Raw genomic sequence first — 17,829 nt, forward strand, 5'->3', positions numbered from 1 at the left:
TGCGAGCCGGCACTTGATCCACTTCACTAAGCACATCGACACATGAACTCAGATTCCACATATCGGGGCATCAAGGGCGGACTCTCGATCGTTTTGATCGGCATCCTCAGCGCTTGCGGCGGCATGGTTTCCACCGGCGGACAAAGCGCGGGCGTCTCGGGCGCGGCCGGCGGCGCGGTGAGCGCCGGCGCCGATGAAACGCTCGAACGCTGCACGGCGCCGCTCGGCACGATCGCCGTCGACGACGGCCGCAACGCCGACTGGTTCGGCCCGTTCGGCAGCGCCACCCAGGTCACGACGATCGAGCCGCTGTTGCGTCTTGCCGTCCAGCAGTCGAACTGCTTCGTGATCACGTCGATCGGCAATCAGAAGACCGACGCGCGGCTGTCGCGCATCACGTCGCTGCAACGCAATTCGGACGAATACCGCGCGGGTTCGAAACAGCAGAAAGGCCAGCGGGTGGCCGCGGACTACTACATGGAGCCGCAGATCGTCATCAACGATTCGGCGATCGGCGGCGTGTCCGGCGTGATCGGCGGATTGATCGGCGGCAATGCGCTCGGCAAGCTCGCGGGCGGCATGCAGTCGAAGGCATCGGTCGTCACGTTGACGCTGTTCGACGTGCGCTCGGCCGTGCAGATTTCGGCGGCCGAGGGCAATTCCACGGCCACCAATTACGGTGCCGCGCTGGCCGGTCTCGGCCCGGGCGTGGGCGGCGGCCTCGGCGGTTTTTCGAAGACGCCGGAAGGCAAGGCGACCGTGGCCGCATTCATCGACGCCTACAACAAGATGGTCGTGGCGTTGCGCAGCTACAAGGCGCAGGACGTCAAGGGCGGGTTGGGACGCGGCGGGCAGTTGCAGGTCAACTGAGCGGCGCGAGGGCGACCGCCGCCGGCAGATGCGCCGCGATCGTTTCGGCGATGATGTCCTTCAGCCGCCGCACCGCCGGTTCCAGACCACGCGCGCCGTCGTGCATCGACACCTGCAGGACCGGTGCGCGCACCGTGGGCAGCGCGAGCGCGTCGCCCACCACCTGAAGCCGCTCGGGCAAACCCGTCGCGGTACGCAATGTCACGCCGAGGCCCGCTTCGACCGCGGCCCACAAACCCGGCAGGCTGGGACTCGTGAACGCGATGCGCCACGGCCGTCCCGCTTTATCCAATGCTTCGAGCGCGCGCTGCCGGAAAAAGCACGGCGTATCGAACAGCACCAGCGGCAGCGGCTCGTTGCCGTCGCTGCGCCACGATCGTTCCGGCTCGGCCGGTCCAATCCACACCAGATCGACCGTGCCGACCGGCTCGGCATCGGCACGCGCTTCCTGACCGAGCGACAGCACCAGATCGAGCTCGCCCTTGTCGAGCTTTTCCAGCAGCCGCCGGTTACCTTCGACCACTGCTTCGATCCGCACCGCCGGATGCGCGCGCTTGAAGCGGCCGAGCACGGTGGGCAGCCACGTCTCCGCGAAGTCGGCGGGAAAGCCGATCCGCACCAGACCGTCGATCGCGAAACCGCGCACCGCCGCGACCGCTTCGTCGTTGAGTTCCAGAATGCGCCGCGCGTAGGCGAGCATCACGTCGCCGGCGGCGGTCAGCGCGAGGCCGCGGCCCTGCTTCTGGAACAGCGCTTCGCCGACCAGCTCCTCGATCTTGCGCAACTGCTGGCTGACCGCCGACTGCGAGCGCCCCAGCCGACCGGCCGCGCGATTGAAGCTACCGAGCTGCTGCGCGGTGACGAGCGTGCGCAGCACGTCCATGTCGAGATTGATGCGGTTCATGGTTCGATTAACCGTTCTGTTTTGCGAAACTGTCGAATAAGAAATATTCAATTTTCTTATTATTCTAGGACGTTTAAGGTTCCCGAATCGAACAATTTCGGGACCTTGATCGCGTGACTCCACCTACCGTTCGGCTGTATGGCGCGACCGTCGCCAGTTCCAGAATCGGCACGGGTTTCTTCTTTCTGATCAACACCTGGTTGATCGTCGACATCACCGGGCGGGCGTCGAGTGCGGCGCTCAGTCTGATCATGACGGTGCTGCCCGGCTTGCTGCTATCGCCCGCGATCGGCTTGACGATCGATCGCGGCGATGCGGCGCGTCTCGCGTATCGCGCCGATCTGTTTCGCTGGGTGATGCCGCTCGCCTACGCCGCGATCTACGCAAGCGGACACGCGAGCGCGCCGCTGGCCTACGCGATCAGCTTTCTCGTCGCGCTCGGCAATGAAGTTCAGGTGCTCTCGTGGCGTGCGGCGCTGGTGCGCCACGCGGGCGCCGACCAGGTGCTGCGGCTCAACGCGACCACCGTCGTCACCGGACAAACCGGGCAGATGCTGGGCGCGGCGGCATCGGGCGTCGTGCTGGCATCGATCGGCGCGGCGGCGACGGTAGCTGTCGCGAGCGTCACGTATCTGCTGGCAGCGCTGTTCGGCTGGCTCACGGCGCGTCGTCTGACGCACGCGGCCGGTCTTCCGGCTCATCTTCCGGCTCATCTTCCTGCACAGTCAGCGCGGCCAGCGGGCACTCACGCGAAGCACTATTGGCGCGATCTGCGCGCGGGACTGTCGCACATTGCCGAGCGGCCCGAGATCGCATTTTTCTACGGCCTCTTCGTTGCCAACATGAGCGTGGTGTTCGGCATGAACGCGATGCTCGCGCCGTTCGTGCGCGAGGAACTGCATCTGGGCGCGGCGGCATTCGGCAAGATCGACGCGGGCTATGCGTTGGGCGCGATTGCCGGCGGCTTCTTCGTCGTGCGGCTCGCGAATCGTTTCGGCCGGCGCGCGGTGCTGTTGCTGGGTCTCGGCATGGCGGCCCTGTGTTTGCTGGCGCTGGCGGAATGTCGTGGACAGGTGGGCGCTTTCGCGGCATACGCCGGCCTCGGCGCCTGTTTTCAATCGAGCATCGTCGCGCTGAGCGCCGCGCAGTGCGCGACCGACGCCGCCTACCAGGGACGCGTCAGCGCCACCTTCAATGCGATGAACGGTCTCGCGGGGCTGATCGTGTACGCGATCGTCGCGGCGAGCGCCGGACATCACCTGTACCGGCAGATTTACGTGGGGCAGGCGAGCGCACTGGCGTTGCTGATTCCGCTCGTGCTGCTCCTGAGCCGTGCGAGCCGGATCGCGCGCGGGTTGACGCCCGCGCCGCCGCCAGCGCCTGCCGCATCGTTATCACCGTCTTCTGGTTGATGTGCGTGTTGGGCGTTCCTCGCCTCGCAACGCTCACGTCGACTTCCAGTTCCTTGACCCGTTCGTTAAATCCCGCTCGCCCATGAAACCCTCCACGATGTTGAAGCTGCTTTTCCCTTTCATGCTGTCCGTGTCCGCGGCCTTCTTTCCGATCGACTCGCGCGCCGCGGGCGCCCCGGACGATGCCACGCCGGAGGCCATGCTTGCCGGCACGTGGTCGCTGGTCGCGGCGGATGTCGTCAAACCCGACGGCACGCGCGCGCGCGACTACGGCGCCGCGCCGGCCGGCATGCTGCAGATCGATCGACAAGGCCGCTACACGCTGCAGATATTCAAGGCCGAGCGGCCGCGCTTTGCTTCCGGCGACAAGCTGAACGGCACGCCGGCGGAGTACGCGGCGGCATCGTTGGGATCGAGCACGCACTTCGGTACGCTGAAGGTCGATGCGGCCGCGCATACGCTGACGTTCCACATCGAACGCGCGTCGTTCCCGAATTGGGAAGGGCAAACGCAAGTGAGGCAGTACGAGTTGAAGGGCGATGAACTCAGCTATCGCGTGACGGCAAGGCCGAATGGCGATGTGCCGATTTCGATCTGGCGCCGGGTGCCGTGAACGATGCGAGCCTGTGCGCTGGCAGGTTCGCTTGAGCCTTCAACGATGTTTTGTTACCCGCGTGAAGCGCCCGCGCCGCCAACGCGCGGGCGCCGATGAATCGGGTAACCACCCCGGCTCATCGGCGCCCAACAGGCATCCACGTCACCCACATCGGTGACGTTACGGGTTAACTCGCGCATCCACGCGAGCGCTTATTTCGCGAATCCCTTGCTCTTGATGTACGAGCCCAGCTTCGCGATATCCACGCTGCCCCATCCCGTCGGATAGTCCCAGCCGGCCGCGGCCTTGTAGCCGTAGCCGCCGTAACCGTTGTTGCCCGACTTCACGTCGTGCACCAGCGAAGGCGTTGAGCTGATCGCGCTGTACAGACTCGCCGCCGGGAAGCCGAGGTTGTTCGAATTGGCGCTCTGCAGACGAGCCCACAAGCCGACGAAAATCGGCGATGCGAGACTGGTCCCGCCGATCTGCTGCAACTGGCCGTAGTTGTAGATCATCGCGCCGGTGCTTTGCGCCGCGTCGAACGAGATGTCCGGCAACAGACGCCGGCTCGGCGTGCCGCTCACCACCGACTGCCACGACGGCTTGCTTTCGTACACGCTATAGCCACCGCCGGTCGCCCACAGCTTGCCGTTCTGATCGAGGCCTTCGTTCCACACGGTCTCGCTCGAATACGCGCCGCCCGACCCGGTGTAGAGCGTCGTGCCGCCCACCGCGATCACGTTCGGCGACGATGCCGGCCACGACACCGAATAGGTGCTGCCGTCCGGATAGCCGCGGTTGTTGCACTCGTACACGCCTTCGTCGCCCGACGAGACCGAGAACGTCTGACCTTGCGCGGCGCCGGCCGCGAAGATGCGGTCTTCGGCCTGCAGCGTGCCGTCCGCGTTGGCGTCGGCTTCGCACCAGCCGAGCGACACGTTGATCACCTTGGCGGTGTCGTCCGATACGGCCTGGTTGAACGCCTGCGTAAGGCCGGTGTTACCCGACGCGCTCTGGTCCGCCATGTAGAACAGCAACTGCTGCACCGCGCCGCCCGCCGAGCCGACGATCGACTGGCTGTCCAGATCCCATTCGCCCTGGCCGTCCTGGTCGTCGCTGTAGTCGCCGCTCGACGAACCGGTCTGGATCGTCTGCGTGTTCACCGACGCGAGGTTGTTCGCGCTGGTGAACTGCTGCAGATCCTGCAGCGTTTGCGACACGCCGCCGATCGTGATGATGCCGACCGTCGTGTTCGCCGCGGTGGGCAGACTGGTCGCGTCATAGATGGTCGGGAACTCGGTCGGATAGTGGGCCTTGGCCGTGCCCGCGGCGAGCGTCTTCGCGGCCGTGCGGTCGCCGACTTTCAGCAGCGTGTGCGCGCGCGCGACGTTCTGCAGACCGAGCACCGAACCGACGATATCGCCGAGGTTCTGCGGCACCTGCGCCGCCGCGGTATTCGCGTAGCCGGCCTTGCCGTTCAGTTCGTAGCGCACCAGCGGCGTATTGAATGCCGACTTGACCGCGCCCGCGCTACCGTCGGCGGAGATCAGCAGACGGTTCGGCGCGACGCGGATGTTGACGAAGCCGTTCTTGCGCAGATGCGCGACGACTTCCTGCACCTGTGCTTCGGTCGGTGCATATTGCGCGACGAACTGCCCGCGCTTGAGGAACTTGCCGTATTGCGCGTTGCCCGGCTGATTCACGGCCTGGGCGAACGCCTTCAGCTTCGCTTCGTCGCGCAGCTTGAGCGTCACCACGATATGCGCGGGTTCGCCGGCTGCGAGTTCAAGCAACGGCGTGGCGCTGAGCGTGCGCGATTGCACCTGCGACGGCGTGATGAAGGCCTTCGTGTCGGTCGGCGCCCACAGCGTCGACGACGTGGATGCCGCGAACGCGGCGCATGAGGCGAGAGCGAGAGGCAAGGCAACGGCCGCGCGACGTTTCAGACCGAAAACCCTTCGATTGACGATTGACGCTTTCAAGTGACCTCCTGAGGTAACCGCGCAAGGAGACGCCCGAATCTACCTTGTGGGTAATTCAGGTCGAATTGGATAAAGATGAAATGCCGTCTCGCGGCGCAGCTTATGGGTGGTAATTAAGGGGTGCCCGTTTAACTATCGTGGGCGACGCAAAATTACCGTTCATTACATGAGATCGGCACCTATCCGAATAGATAGGTGATGCGCGGGCGCGTTATTCGTCTTTAAAGGCCGGTTTCGCTTGAAGCGCCTGTTTTATTTGAGATTTTCGGCGAGATAGGGCTTGCGGGGCCGATGCGAGGCGGCTCCGGGAAGGCAATCGAGGTGAAACTCTAATTAATAATTTTGATCAGTATCATTCCATTTTAATTACAGAATAATTTCATTTGTATTCTGATAGGGGAATGACCGGATTGGTATTTATATTTGAATGTGAAAAGCAATGCGTAAAAGAGGATATCGATTTTTTACCGATTTTCGAAAAGATGAATTGCAATTTTTTCCATCATTTCGAGTCTCTGGCGGCGAGTCGCCATGCATAATTATGCGAAATACACCATGGCAATTTCTTCTCGCCAATCATCAACTTTTCATATGTGGAGAGGTACATTGTCAAAGAGGAATGTCCGGAGAGCGTTGGTCGTGATCAAGCGTCGTTTGCACACAGCATTCCTTCTCGCGGCGTTCGCCGCGTTCGCGCTATTCGCGCAGAACAGTCGCGCGCAGTACAGCACCGACTGGCTCGCCAACACCTTCGGCACACTCGCCACGCATGTCGGCAACACCGCGCGCTCGCTCTGGGTCGCGCCGGAAGGCGTCGTCTACACGGCGTCGCTGTGGGACGAGAACGAAGGCGGCGTCGCGATCTACCAGAACGGCAAAAGCGCCGGCTCGATCGGCGCGCACGCCGATTTCCAGGGCAGCGCGATTACCGGCAACGCCACCTCGATCTTCGCGGCCCTGCAGTACAACCGCTCGTTCGGCAGCGGCTCGGTGGGGCGCTACAACCGCGCGACGCAGACGCGCGATCTGGTGATTCCGGTCAGCACGTGGACCGCCGTGCAGCACGCCGACGTGATCACCGGTCTCGCGACCGCGGGCTCGCTGCTCTATGCGAGCGACGTGCTCGGCAATCGCGTTCGCGTGTACACCACCGACGGCGTCTGGCAACGCGACATCGCGGTGGCGAGTCCCGGCGCGCTCGCGCTCGACGGCGCGGGCAACCTGTGGGTCGCGCAACAGAACGCGGCGGCGATCGTGGAATTCAGTCCGGCCGGCGCAACCTTGAACACGATCCAGATGCCCGCCGCGTCGCGTCCGTCGGCGTTGTATTTCGACGCGGCGTCGGGCCAACTGCTGGTCGGCGACCAGGGTCCGGACATGAACATCAAGCTGTACAGCATCGTGGGCGCGCCGGCGCTCGTCGGCACATTCGGCGTTCAGGGCGGTTATCTCGACACCACCAGCGGCATCAAAGGGCAGGTCGGCGACAAGCGCTTCACCCGCGTGGTGGGCATCGGCAAGGACGCGAGCGGCAACCTGTACGTGCTCAACAATCCGTGGGGCGGCAGTTGGGACATGGGGCGCAACGGCGCGACCGACCTGCATATGTACGACGTCAACGGCAATCTGCAATGGAAGCTGCAGGCGCTGAACTTCGAGGCCGTCGGCGCGCCGGACCCGCTCACGGACGCCGCTTACTTCTACAGCGGCGCGCATGTCTACACCGGCACGGCGGGCGGCAGCTTCGTCGCGAATACGGTGGACCCGTTCACGTATCCGTCCGACCCGCGGCTGAACATGAACGACACGCAACGCGACGAACACTTCGGCCAGCTCGTCGCGGTGGGCGGCAACCGGATCCTCGTCGCGTCCGGGCAGAACCCGGCCGTTTTCTACTTCTATCACTTCAACGCCGCGAGCGGCTACATCGCGATTCCCGACGGCGCGTTGCCGGGCACGCTGTTCAATACCGATCGGCCGGTGACGGGCGGTTTCTGCATCGACAGCCGGGGCGATGTGTGGGCCGGGCTCGACCGCACCAATCACATCTACCACTATCCGTTGACGGGTTTCGACGGCACCGGCAAACCGCTGTGGGGACCGGCCGTCACGATCTCCATTCCGCAGACTATCCGGCCGCTCACGCGCATCGTCTATCTGCCCGAGAGCGACACGATGATTCTCGTGCAGGGCATTGCCGGCAGTTGGGACTGGACGGCGATGCAATCGCGCATCGAGGTCTATCACGGCTGGAGCGCGGGCAATACGACGAAACCTTCGCCGGTGATCAACCTCACCAGCGCGAATCCGAAGTCGATCACGGCTGCCGGCAATTATCTGTTCGTCGGCTACGTGCACACCGTGCCGAATATCGACGCGTTCAATCTGACCACCGGGCAGCTCGACACCACGCTGATCAATTCGAGCCCCGGCACCGTGGATGTGGGCAACGACGTCGATTCCATGTACGGCCTGCGCGCGTATCTGCGCGCGGCGGGCGAGTACGTGATCACCAAGGACAACTACAACGGGTCGAGCATGGTGGTGTATCGCTGGACGCCTTGATGCCTTGACGCCTTGACGCCTTGAGGCGGGCGTCCGGACGGGAACGCGCGTCGGCCGGTCGGATAAAATGCGGGCCGCGATGTATTTTTCCGAACCCAAGGAGTGGTGTCAGTGATTCAACCGAGCAACGTATTCAAGGACAACCTCGCGCAGATGCCGGCTATCGACGGTATCGCGCGTATCGATCTGGTCGGCGGCAACGGCGCCGTGCTGGCGAGCATCGAAAACAAACCGGGCAAGCAGGGCTCGCTCGCGCTGTACAACTACCTGCACCAGACGTTCGGCATGCTCGACGCGAAGGCCGCCGAACACGGCCTCGCGCTGTTCGCCGAACACACGGCCGATGCGCGTAACCGTCCGGGCGCGCATCCGAACGTGGATCTGCTGCTTGCGATCGTCGCGGGTGGCGAACCGCTGCGCATCGACGTGGTGGCGGCGAGCTGATATACGCCGTCTGGCATTAAGCGGCGCGCTTCGTCGGAAGACGGGGCGCGCCGTTTTTTATTCCGGCACGAATGCGACGCCGTAATTGTCGATAATCGCCGCGTTATTTTCTTTTCTACACAACGACTTTTCTTATTTCCCCCCGGAACCGCCGCCTGACGGCGCTTCCAGCGATTCCGCCGATTACCCGGTTTATGAAAGCCGCATAAGCTGAAAAGAAAGCGTACACAGCCGCGAGCAATCCTCTTATCATCTGCGACAGCCGAAAAAATCCCGCGCTTGAAACGGTCGTGACACCCGCCATTGACTGGTATTTTCAATACCTGTTTATGGACGAAACCGCGACGAAACCGCGACGAAACCGCGACGAAACCGCGACCAAAACCACCGCGAACTACGGCGAAAACGGAAAACGATAACAGGAGCGTTTGCAGTGCATCAAAGTGAACGATTAATCGGCCACGCGCGCAGCGTCGCCGCTAAAACCGCTTTGGTATTGGAAACCAACAATCTGCGCGGCGGCGATTCGGCCACCCATGCGCTGGCCAGCCTGAAACGACTGATCGCGCGACTGGCGCGGCAAACGTTGGCGCCGCAAGCGTTCGCGCAATGGATCGTCACGCATGACGGGCTCGACGCCCGCGCGCGCGAGGAGATCGTCGAACTGGCGGGCCGCTCCGTCGACTTCGTCGAGATCGGCGCGCACACCGGCTACTACGACGCGAAGAACATTGGCTTCGATCACGTGGATGCATCGCGTTGCGATTACGTCGCGTTCGGCGATGCCGACTGCCAGCCGGCCGGGAACTGGCTGGAGCGCCTGCTCGCGCCGTTCGGCGAAAGCGGCGCGCCGCCGCTCGCCGCCGTGGCCGGGCGCACTACATACAGCGCGAGCATGACGGGCGCGGCGCTGACCACCATCGACTTCATGTATTTCCCGAGTCCGCTGCGAGAGGGCGCGACGCGCAACTTCTACGCGAACAACGTCGCGTTTCGCCGCGAGGTGTTCGAGCAATACCGCTACGGCAAACTCGACGGCGTGTATCGCGCGCATTGTCAGGTGATGGGCCTGCGGCTGCAGGACGCGGGCGTGGTCGTGCAGTATGCGCACGACGCGCACACGGAACACCGGCTGCCCGACACCTGGCGCGAAACGGTGAAGCTGCGCTGGATGCGCGGCGAGGACAGCGTGGCGCTCACGCCGTACATCGTGCGTGCGTATCTGCCGCGCGCGCTGCAATGGTTCGCGCATAGCGGGCCGATCGCGCCGTGGTGCGTGATGGCGGGGCGCCTCGGCTTCAGCCTGCGCGCGTTGAACCATCAGGGCTTGCCGCCGGTGCGCGGCTGGCGGCGCGCGGTGACCGTCGCGTTGCTGGTCGGCATCTCGTCGGTGGACACGCTCGGCGCGGTGGCGCGCGGCATCGGGTTCGGCTTCGGTGCGCGGCGTGCGCTCAGGCGCGAGACGCAGGCGCTGTCGTATCACCGGCATTGAGATCGCGGGCGCGGGAGATGCGCGGGTAGCGCCCGCTTCTCAGGCCTGGCCGGATACGTGGGCTCGGGCTTTCGTTCGCGTTCCGGCGTCATCGGTTTCTCCTGCCGCTGTCGCGCGTTCGCGCCGATCTCGCCGCCGCTTTGCTTCTTCGGTTTTTCGTTGCTTCGCTCACCACGGATTCTTCCTTCGAAACCATGAACGATATCTTTCTGCGCGCGTTCGGCTTCCGCGCGACCGGCATTGCGCTTCTGCTGTTGAGCACGACCGTCCATGCCGCACCTGTCGATTTCAACGGACGTGGCGTGTTCAACTTCGCATCGGCGAGCGGCTGTCCGTTCGACCTCACGGGCGGTAAGGGCGGCACCGATGCCGGCGCTCAGGCCAGCGCGGACTGCAATCGCGTTGCGCTCGATGCGCAGGACGCGCACGCCGTCGTCGATCCGGCCGCGCACACGATCCTGCTGTCCACCGACGCCGCGCCCGCGAGCAGGACGCTGATCGGCGACGTGCTGCTGCAAGGCAGCGGCGTGGCGGCGAACGGCCGGCGCGTGCCCGTGAGCGTGCAGGTGCTGCTGCGCCGTTCGGGCGACAGATGGAGCCCGGACATTTATGTGCACGCGCCCGTGCGCGGCAAGTTCTCCGATGTGAGGATGGACCCGTACCGCGTCGTCGTGCGTGAGGGCGCGGCGACGCGCGTCGTGTTCACGCCGGAACAGGCGCGCGATCTGCTCGCGCATCCGTCGCTCGTCTCGCGCGTGGCGCGCGAACTGGTGGAGGTGCGTGCGGCCGGTGCGAACGGCGCTCATGCCAATGCTGATACCAACGAAATCACGATCGCGCTCGGCGTCGGCCAGGTGGCGAAATCGGTGGCGCGCGCCCACTTCAGTTCCGATCAAGCCGGCGACGCCGATCTGAACCAGGTGCTCGATCGCGGCAACTGGAGCGTGGAGGTCGAGGCGTTGAGCAGCCAGATTCCCGCATGGGCGGTCAAGCGCGAGCTGTTCCTGTTCGGGCTGGAGGCGAGCCCGGTGTTGCAGGACGTGCGCCGGCGCGGCTTCGACAAACACGACACGCTCGCTTTCGGCGTCGCGAACGGCAAGGGCTTCGTGCGCCTGAATGGCCGCGAGGAAGCCTTCGACGGCGCGGTCGCGTCGGGGCGTGCGTTCATGCAGGACAGTTTCATCGGGTTGATTCTCGCGTGGCGGCGCGATGCCGAGGAGCGCACCGCGTCGGCCGCGCGCGTGAACAAGCGCGCCGCAGGAGCGCCGGCTTGAGTGCGGTCGATCGCGGTGGGATGTTTGCGTGCCTCGCGCCGCCCGCGCCGCGCGGCATCGCCGCGTGCCGCGCATGGATGGTCGATCGCATCAAACGCCGGGCGTTGCGCCGGTTGCATGCGAGCCCGCGCGGTGAACGGCTGGTGCTGCGCATGTACCTCGCCGCCGAGGACGCCACCGAACGCGCGCTTCAGGAAGAGTTGCTGCCGCAGTCGCCGGCATGGTTGAGCCGTCAGTTGCACCAGCACCTCGCGGACGAACAGCGTCACGTGGCGCTCTTCGTCGACGCGCTGCGTGAAGCCGGCGATAACGTCGACGACGCCGGCAACCGTCTCGCACCGGACTGGCTGAGCCGCCACAAGATCGCCGCGTGGGAACGGCTCGCGCGCCGCTACGCGTCGCGCTTCGCGCAGGGCGTGCTGGTGCCGGTCTACGCGACGGGTCTGTGCGCCGAGCAGATGGCGACGCGCGTGCTGACGCGTCACTGCGACGTGCTCGGCGGCGGTCATCCGTTGCAGCCGATGTTCGCCTCGGTGCTCGCCGACGAGCGCCGTCACGTGCGACTGTGCGAGGCCACGCTGCGGCGCATGGTGTCGGCCGGCGAAGCCGCGGCGCTTGCCGCGATGATGCGCGAGATCCGCGCGATCGAAGCCCGTTTCGCGCTGACCGGCGCGCTCGCGATCTACCTCGCGAGCCGTCTGTACCGGCCGGTCGCGCGTCGGCACGACAACGCGATGGGACACGCGACGTCATGACGCCTCACATCATTTACGTCGCGACCGCCGACGCGCGCGGCCATCTGATGCGCGCGCAACTTCTCGTGCACGCGCTGCGCAAGGCCGGCGCGCAGGTCGAGGTGCTGACCACGTCGGACGCGGGGCGGCGCTTTCTGGCGAGCTTCGGCATCGACGCGCCGATCCTGTCGCAACACTACGCGGTGCAGTTCGACGAGCGGCAGAACATGCTGCGCGGCGCGACCAATCGCAACGTCGCGCATTACGTGTTCCGGCCCACGCGGATGCTGCGCGACATCGGCCGTCTGCAACTCGTCGCGCGCAATGCCGATCTGCTGGTCAACGATTCGTTTCATCCGGCACTGCTGTTCATGGGCATGCTGCCCGGCTGGCGGCGCAAGATCCTGCACGTGTACGGCGCGAGCCTGAAGACCGCGCTGCTCGGCAATTTCGACGGCGTGTTGCCGCGCGTGCTGGGCCGCGCGTTCGCGCGCATCGTCGCGTGGCAGATCGATGCGGCGCGCTCGTGCATCGAACACGATTTCGCCTATGAGGCCCGCGACGCGGCGGACACGTTGCGCTTTCAACTGCCGACGCCGGTCGCGCTCGCCGCGCCGCCATCCGCCGAGCGCACCTACGATGCCGCCGTGTATCTGAACCCGCACTTCCGCGACGCCAGTCTCGCCGACGCGCTGCGCGCCGGTCTCGACGATGCGGGTCTGTCGTCGCACTGCGTGGGCGAAGGCTATACCGATCGTGCAGGATGGCAGGGCGTCGATCCGGACTGGGCGAGTTGCGCCGCGCAGGCACGGCTGATCGTGTCGGCGCCGGGGATGGCCGCGCTCGCCATCGCCCAGGTGTACCGGCGGCCGATCATGCTGGTGCTGACCGATCAGCCGGAGCAGGCGAGCAACGCGGAGCGCGCACGGCATCTGGGCTTGCTGCATCGGGTCGTGACCTGGCGCGGCGATGCCGGCGATTTCCGCCGGCAGGTCGCCGACGCTTCGTATGAACTGGCGCATGCCGATGCCCACGCCGATGCCGCGCACGCGTGCGGCGCCGTGTGCCGGCAACGCGCGCAGGCGCGCGTCGACGCCTGGATCGAGCGGCTGCTCGCGCTCTGCGCGACGGGCGCGCGAACCAACCGCACAGGTCCGGCATGACAGGAACAAAACCAGACCGCGGGTTCGACGGACTCGACAGACTCGATCAGGCGCTCGGCCGGCCGGATTATCGGCAGGCGCTGCTGACCTTGCTCGGCATGGGGCTGGGTCTGGTCCTCTTCGTCGCGGCCGAACGGATCGTCACGCCGCGTTATCACTTCGCCACCTTCGCCGACGACGCGATTCCATTCCTCCCCTGGTCGTGGTGCGTGTACGTGCTGTTCTTTCCGTTCGTGGTGGTCGCGGCCGCGTATGCATCGGCGGAAGATTTCCGTTTGTTCAAGGCGGCGGCGTCGCTGGCGTTCGTCGCGGCGCTCGTGTGTTTCGCGCTGTTCACCGAGACCGTGCCGCGGCCCGATCCGGCGCTGATCCACAACCTGTTTCTGCGGCAACGCATTGGCCGGTTGTGGGGACTCGATCTGCCGACCAACGGCTTTCCGAGTCTGCATGTCGCGCTGACGTGTCTCGGCTGCTGGATGCTGTGGCGCTCGCGCTTCAAATGGATTGCCGCGTGTGTCGGCACGCTGATCTGTCTGTCGACGTTGACGATCAAGCAGCACACGCTCGTCGACGTGACCGGCGGCGCGCTGCTGTCGCTGATGTGCGGCGTCGTGGTGACGAAGTGGCGCGGCGCGCCGGCGGTGCGTGGCAATGCGTAGCGATAGCGACGCCTCCCGTGCCGGCGGCAACGCCGCATTGAACCGCTTCGCGCCCGACGCCGCGTTGTTCGTGCTCAAACCCTGGCGCGCGCTGCTGCCGCTCGCCGCCGACTGGGCGTTGATCGGCGCGTGCCTGGCGCTCGCCGCGACATGGCCGCATCCGCTGGTGTATTCGCTTGCCGCGATCGTGATCGCGCGCACTCAACTGGCGCTCGCGGTGATGATGCACGAAAGCGCGCACGGCACGCTGCTGCGCAACCGGCTCCTGAACGACGCGCTCGGCCAGGCGCTGGCGGCCGGCCCGCTGTTCCTGTCGCTCGCCACTTACCGCGCGGGTCACATCAAACATCATCGCGCGCCGATGGAGGACGATGACCCCGTCGCGGCCGTGTTCGGTATCGCCGACTATCCGGTGTCGCGTGCCTGCCTCGTGCGGCGCCTGCTCGCGGATGTCTGCGGCGTGTCGTACTTCGTCGGCGCATGGCGTGTCGCGCGCGGCGAGTTTCGCGGGATGTTGCCGAAGGCCGCAAAAACGCCCGCCTATATCGCGTGGGAAGCGATCTCGATGCTCGCGAGCAATGGACTGCTGTTCGCCGCGCTCGCGCTAGGTGGACATCCGCTGCTCTATGTGGGGCTGTGGCTGCTGCCGGCGATCACGCTGCTGCCGCTGATGGGACGCATCCGCGCGATTCTCGAACATGCCGGGCTGCCCGCGGGCGCCGATCAGAGCCTGAACGCGAGAACCATCGTGCGGCCGTCGTGGCAGACGTTTATGTTCGGGCCGCATGGCATTCACTATCACATCGAACATCATCTTTACGTGCGGATGCCGTTCTATAACCTCGGTGTCGTGCATGCGCGGTTGTCGGCGCAGAGGCTGTTGCCGACGGGTAATCTGTACACCAGCTATTTCAGCGTGTTGAAGGCGGTGAGCGGCGGACGCAGAGCGGAATGAGCGTGATTGACCTCGCGGGCGTGTCGGCCTGACACGCGGCCGACGTGACGACCAAAAGCGTCTCGACGCGCCGTCATGTAACGTGTCGAGATGCGCCGTCCGCGCGACACACCGACCCGGCGCGCGTCCAACTCAGGGAGTCGAGAAGCATGGCCTTGCTTGCTGCTGTCGCCTTGGCCGCCGTCATTCAAACGGCTGCATCCGCGCCGTTCGTTCAAAGGGAAATCGACGCGCCGGGGCCGCATGGCCCATTGCGTGGCACGCTGCTTGTACCCGCCGCGCAAGATGCGCAAAGTGTGCAAGGCGTACACGGCGAGCAAGGTGTCCAGGCGCCCGTGGTCCTGATCGTGCCCGGCTCGGGTCCGACCGACCGCAACGGCGACGGTCCACTCGTGCATACGTCGATGTATCGACTGCTTGCACAGGGGCTGGCGAGTCACGGCATCGCCAGCGTGCGGATCGACAAGCGCGGCATGTTCGGCAGCGCAGCGGCGATTCCGGATGCGAACGACGTCGGCATCGACGACTACGCGAACGACGTGCACACGTGGGTCGCCCGCATTCGCGAGACAACGGGTGCGTCGTGCGTGTGGGTGCTGGGGCATAGCGAGGGTGGGCTGGTCGCGCTCGCGGCGGCATCGCGCGATACGTCGGCGATCTGCGGGCTGATTCTGGTCGCGACGGCGGGCCGTCCGCTCGCGCAGGTGCTGCGCGATCAATTGAAGGCGAACCCTGCCAACGCGCCGATTCTGGACAACGCGATGTCGGTACTGGCCACGCTCGAATCCGGCCAGACCGTGCCGGCCGCGCGGATCGACCCGGCGTTGCTGCCGTTGTTCGGCCCGCCAGTGCAGCGGTTTCTGATCAGTGAGCTCTCGCTCGATCCGGCTGCGTTGCTGGCGAACTACGCGAAGCCCGTGTTGATCGTGCAGGGTTTGCGCGACCTTCAGGTCGGGCGCGCCGACGCCGAGCGTCTGAAGCAGGCCGATCCACGTGCGCAACTGGCGCTGCTGGAAAACGTCAATCACGTATTGAAGACCGTCGATACGGCCGATCGGAACGAGAACATCGCGACGTACGGCAATCCGGATTTACCGTTGGCGGAGCCGGTCGTCGATGTGATCGCGCGCTTCGTGCGGCGGTAGATTCGAGCAGCGGTCGAAACCTTGCGCACGCAGCCGGTTGGTTAGCGCGCAACGGACACACCAACCCGCCGCGAGACGCGCGAGCGCAGCGCGCAAGTCGACGCGCAGGCCAACCCGCCTCAATGCGCCTTGTTCTGCGCCCAGCGCAACTGCCGCTCCCGGATGCGCAGATTGATCCGGTCCGATACGAGGTCGCCGAGCGTGGCGAGCGCGCTTTTCTGCGCGGCGTCGAACTGTCGCGGCGTGCGGTCGATCACGCACAACGAGCCAAGCGGATAACCCTGCACGTCACGGACCGGAATGCCCGCATAGAAACGCATATGCGGCTCGCCGGTCACGAGTGGATTGCGCGCGAAGCGCGAGTCCGCGCTCGCGTCCTCGACCACGAACACTTCGTTATCCAGAATCGTGAAATTGCAGAACGCCCATGAACGCGGCGTCTCTTCGCGCGCCAGTCCGAAGTGCGATTTGAACCATTGCCGCTCCGGCGTCAGGAGCGTGAGCAAGGAGATCGGCGTGTGGAAGAGTTGCGCGGCGAGTTTCGTGATTTCGTCGAACGCGTCTTCTTCGAGCGTATCGACAAGACCTGTCGCCGCTACCGCCTGCAGGCGCAACGCTTCGTTCGCCGGAGCGGGAAACCCGGCTGTGCCGTCAGTCGAGCCCGGCTGCGCCGGTGTGATGTCCACCGCGCCGTCCACCTCGCCGAGCAGCGCCCGCACGCGTTCCTGCAACTGCGTGCCGGACTCGTCCGCCTCCAGCACATGCAGGCGCTCGCCGAGACCGGCTTCTTCCGCGAGACGGCCAGCGCCTGCCTGACCGAGCACGAGCAGGCGCGTATGACCGAGCGCCGGATGCTGACCGATGCGCCGGATCATCGTCAGACGGTCGCGGTCCATCCGGTTGAGTTCGACGATCACGATCGACGGCATCAGCACGCCGATCGACAACAGCGCGGCATAGGCGTCGCTGTCGGCCACCACCGCGCATTCCGGCGTGGCCGCGAGCACGTCGCAATAGTGGCCGAGCCGGTGTTCGGACGCATGGATCACGACGAAGGTGGACGGCTGCGCGGTGTGCCGCTTGAGGCGGCCCATCAGTTCGGTCACGGCGCTGCGCCGCACGCGCCGATGGCCGCCGGGTGTTTTCCACGACTCGATCGCGTTCTGTTCGATCCACACCTGCGCGGTTCGGATCGACACGCCGAGCATCCTGGCGGCCGCGCGGGTGGTGATGATGGGATCGTCCATATTGGTATGAATTTTAAGTGCTTGCCACGATAGGCGATTCTCTGGCTATCGACAAGAACGCACCAAACCTGAGCAATATGGCAAAAATGGAAATTGGTGATACACTCTAAACCGGTTCTTTTTGAACAAGCTCTTTCGTGGTACCCCGACTGCGAAAGAATTACATGCCGGCGCCAAGCCGGCATTTTTTTGCCCAAAGCACGCTAAAGCCCGGTAGACAGACCTTTCTACCAGTCAACGCGCATCTTCGCACGTTTCCTTCGATTCCCCTACGATCCCTTTTTAATCCCTTGCAAAGTGGAAAATATGGAAATCCTCCACTTAAGATGCGCCGTATAACGCCGTTAAGCAGGTCACCAGGCGGATGAATAGCGGGTGAATGAGCAGT

The 17,829-nt window shown here is 65.1% G+C and carries 15 protein-coding genes; 12 read left to right on the forward strand and 3 right to left on the reverse strand.

The window, feature by feature from the left end:
• The first annotated feature begins 123 nt into the window (after nucleotides 1-123).
• The gene (locus LFL96_RS30965) at nucleotides 124-870 is read left to right on the forward strand and encodes a hypothetical protein (protein WP_281003908.1); all 747 of its coding nucleotides are present in this window, start codon (nucleotides 124-126) and stop codon (nucleotides 868-870) included.
• Here LFL96_RS30965 and LFL96_RS30970 read toward each other — a convergent pair.
• Nucleotides 863-1,774, reverse strand: a complete 912-nt coding sequence (locus LFL96_RS30970) for a LysR substrate-binding domain-containing protein (RefSeq protein WP_281001700.1) — start codon at nucleotides 1,772-1,774, stop codon at nucleotides 863-865. The genes LFL96_RS30965 and LFL96_RS30970 overlap by 8 nt on opposite strands.
• Before the next feature lie 113 nt (nucleotides 1,775-1,887).
• Here LFL96_RS30970 and LFL96_RS30975 point away from each other — a divergent pair, with 113 nt between their 5' ends.
• Nucleotides 1,888-3,186 carry an MFS transporter gene (locus LFL96_RS30975; protein WP_281001701.1) on the forward strand — a complete coding sequence of 433 codons (1,299 nt, stop codon included), beginning with the start codon at nucleotides 1,888-1,890 and terminating at the stop codon, nucleotides 3,184-3,186.
• Nucleotides 3,187-3,268: 82 nt separating this feature from the next.
• Complete coding sequence (locus tag LFL96_RS30980) at nucleotides 3,269-3,799, forward strand: lipocalin-like domain-containing protein (RefSeq protein WP_281001702.1); 531 nt, start codon at nucleotides 3,269-3,271, stop codon at nucleotides 3,797-3,799.
• A 194-nt stretch (nucleotides 3,800-3,993) separates the two neighbouring features.
• On the opposite strand, the gene LFL96_RS30985 is transcribed toward LFL96_RS30980, so the two are convergent.
• Nucleotides 3,994-5,703 carry a S53 family peptidase gene (locus tag LFL96_RS30985; RefSeq protein ID WP_281001703.1) on the reverse strand — a complete coding sequence of 570 codons (1,710 nt, stop codon included), beginning with the start codon at nucleotides 5,701-5,703 and terminating at the stop codon, nucleotides 3,994-3,996.
• 699 nt (nucleotides 5,704-6,402) lie between these two features.
• Between LFL96_RS30985 and LFL96_RS30990 the strand changes: the two genes are divergently transcribed.
• The 9 genes from LFL96_RS30990 to LFL96_RS31030 all read left to right on the forward strand — a co-directional run bounded on the left by LFL96_RS30990 (nucleotide 6,403) and on the right by LFL96_RS31030 (nucleotide 16,194).
• A complete protein-coding gene (locus LFL96_RS30990) occupies nucleotides 6,403-8,328 on the forward strand; it encodes an SMP-30/gluconolactonase/LRE family protein (RefSeq protein ID WP_281001704.1) in 1,926 nt (641 codons plus the stop codon).
• 111 nt (nucleotides 8,329-8,439) lie between these two features.
• A complete protein-coding gene (locus tag LFL96_RS30995) occupies nucleotides 8,440-8,772 on the forward strand; it encodes a DUF2322 family protein (RefSeq protein WP_281001705.1) in 333 nt (110 codons plus the stop codon).
• A gap of 433 nt (nucleotides 8,773-9,205) precedes the next feature.
• Nucleotides 9,206-10,264, forward strand: a complete 1,059-nt coding sequence (locus LFL96_RS31000) for a glycosyltransferase family 2 protein (RefSeq protein ID WP_281001706.1) — start codon at nucleotides 9,206-9,208, stop codon at nucleotides 10,262-10,264.
• A 194-nt stretch (nucleotides 10,265-10,458) separates the two neighbouring features.
• Nucleotides 10,459-11,538 carry a hypothetical protein gene (locus tag LFL96_RS31005; RefSeq protein WP_281001707.1) on the forward strand — a complete coding sequence of 360 codons (1,080 nt, stop codon included), beginning with the start codon at nucleotides 10,459-10,461 and terminating at the stop codon, nucleotides 11,536-11,538.
• On the forward strand, nucleotides 11,535-12,293 hold the full coding sequence (locus tag LFL96_RS31010; RefSeq protein ID WP_281001708.1) for a hypothetical protein: 759 nt from the start codon (nucleotides 11,535-11,537) through the stop codon (nucleotides 12,291-12,293). Before LFL96_RS31005 ends, LFL96_RS31010 begins: the two co-directional genes overlap by 4 nt.
• A complete protein-coding gene (locus tag LFL96_RS31015; protein WP_281001709.1) occupies nucleotides 12,290-13,435 on the forward strand; it encodes a hypothetical protein in 1,146 nt (381 codons plus the stop codon). The genes LFL96_RS31010 and LFL96_RS31015 overlap by 4 nt, the downstream gene beginning before the upstream one ends.
• The gene (locus LFL96_RS31020; RefSeq protein WP_281001710.1) at nucleotides 13,432-14,094 is read left to right on the forward strand and encodes a phosphatase PAP2 family protein; all 663 of its coding nucleotides are present in this window, start codon (nucleotides 13,432-13,434) and stop codon (nucleotides 14,092-14,094) included. Before LFL96_RS31015 ends, LFL96_RS31020 begins: the two co-directional genes overlap by 4 nt.
• Nucleotides 14,087-15,049, forward strand: a complete 963-nt coding sequence (locus LFL96_RS31025; RefSeq protein ID WP_281001711.1) for a fatty acid desaturase family protein — start codon at nucleotides 14,087-14,089, stop codon at nucleotides 15,047-15,049. Before LFL96_RS31020 ends, LFL96_RS31025 begins: the two co-directional genes overlap by 8 nt.
• Nucleotides 15,050-15,198: 149 nt before the next feature.
• Complete coding sequence (locus LFL96_RS31030) at nucleotides 15,199-16,194, forward strand: alpha/beta fold hydrolase (RefSeq protein ID WP_281001712.1); 996 nt, start codon at nucleotides 15,199-15,201, stop codon at nucleotides 16,192-16,194.
• A gap of 119 nt (nucleotides 16,195-16,313) precedes the next feature.
• Here the strand turns inward: LFL96_RS31030 and LFL96_RS31035 are convergent, their stop codons facing one another.
• A complete protein-coding gene (locus tag LFL96_RS31035; protein ID WP_281001713.1) occupies nucleotides 16,314-17,441 on the reverse strand; it encodes a GAF domain-containing protein in 1,128 nt (375 codons plus the stop codon).
• Nucleotides 17,442-17,829: the final 388 nt, after the last annotated feature.

The sequence above is a fragment of the Paraburkholderia sp. D15 genome, assembly GCF_029910215.1.
Taxonomy (GTDB): Bacteria; Pseudomonadota; Gammaproteobacteria; order Burkholderiales; family Burkholderiaceae; genus Paraburkholderia.

Excerpts from the sequence above, each read along its gene's own strand:
- LFL96_RS30965 (WP_281003908.1), top strand. The coding sequence starts at position 124 with ATGGTTTCCACCGGCGGACAAAGCGCGGGCGTCTCGGGCGCGGCCGGC.
- LFL96_RS30970 (WP_281001700.1), bottom strand. The coding sequence starts at position 1,774 with ATGAACCGCATCAATCTCGACATGGACGTGCTGCGCACGCTCGTCACC.
- LFL96_RS31020 (WP_281001710.1), top strand. The coding sequence starts at position 13,432 with ATGACAGGAACAAAACCAGACCGCGGGTTCGACGGACTCGACAGACTC.
- LFL96_RS31015 (WP_281001709.1), top strand. The coding sequence starts at position 12,290 with ATGACGCCTCACATCATTTACGTCGCGACCGCCGACGCGCGCGGCCAT.
- LFL96_RS30980 (WP_281001702.1), top strand. The coding sequence starts at position 3,269 with ATGAAACCCTCCACGATGTTGAAGCTGCTTTTCCCTTTCATGCTGTCC.
- LFL96_RS31005 (WP_281001707.1), top strand. The coding sequence starts at position 10,459 with ATGAACGATATCTTTCTGCGCGCGTTCGGCTTCCGCGCGACCGGCATT.
- LFL96_RS31030 (WP_281001712.1), top strand. The coding sequence starts at position 15,199 with ATGGCCTTGCTTGCTGCTGTCGCCTTGGCCGCCGTCATTCAAACGGCT.
- LFL96_RS31035 (WP_281001713.1), bottom strand. The coding sequence starts at position 17,441 with ATGGACGATCCCATCATCACCACCCGCGCGGCCGCCAGGATGCTCGGC.
- LFL96_RS31025 (WP_281001711.1), top strand. The coding sequence starts at position 14,087 with ATGCGTAGCGATAGCGACGCCTCCCGTGCCGGCGGCAACGCCGCATTG.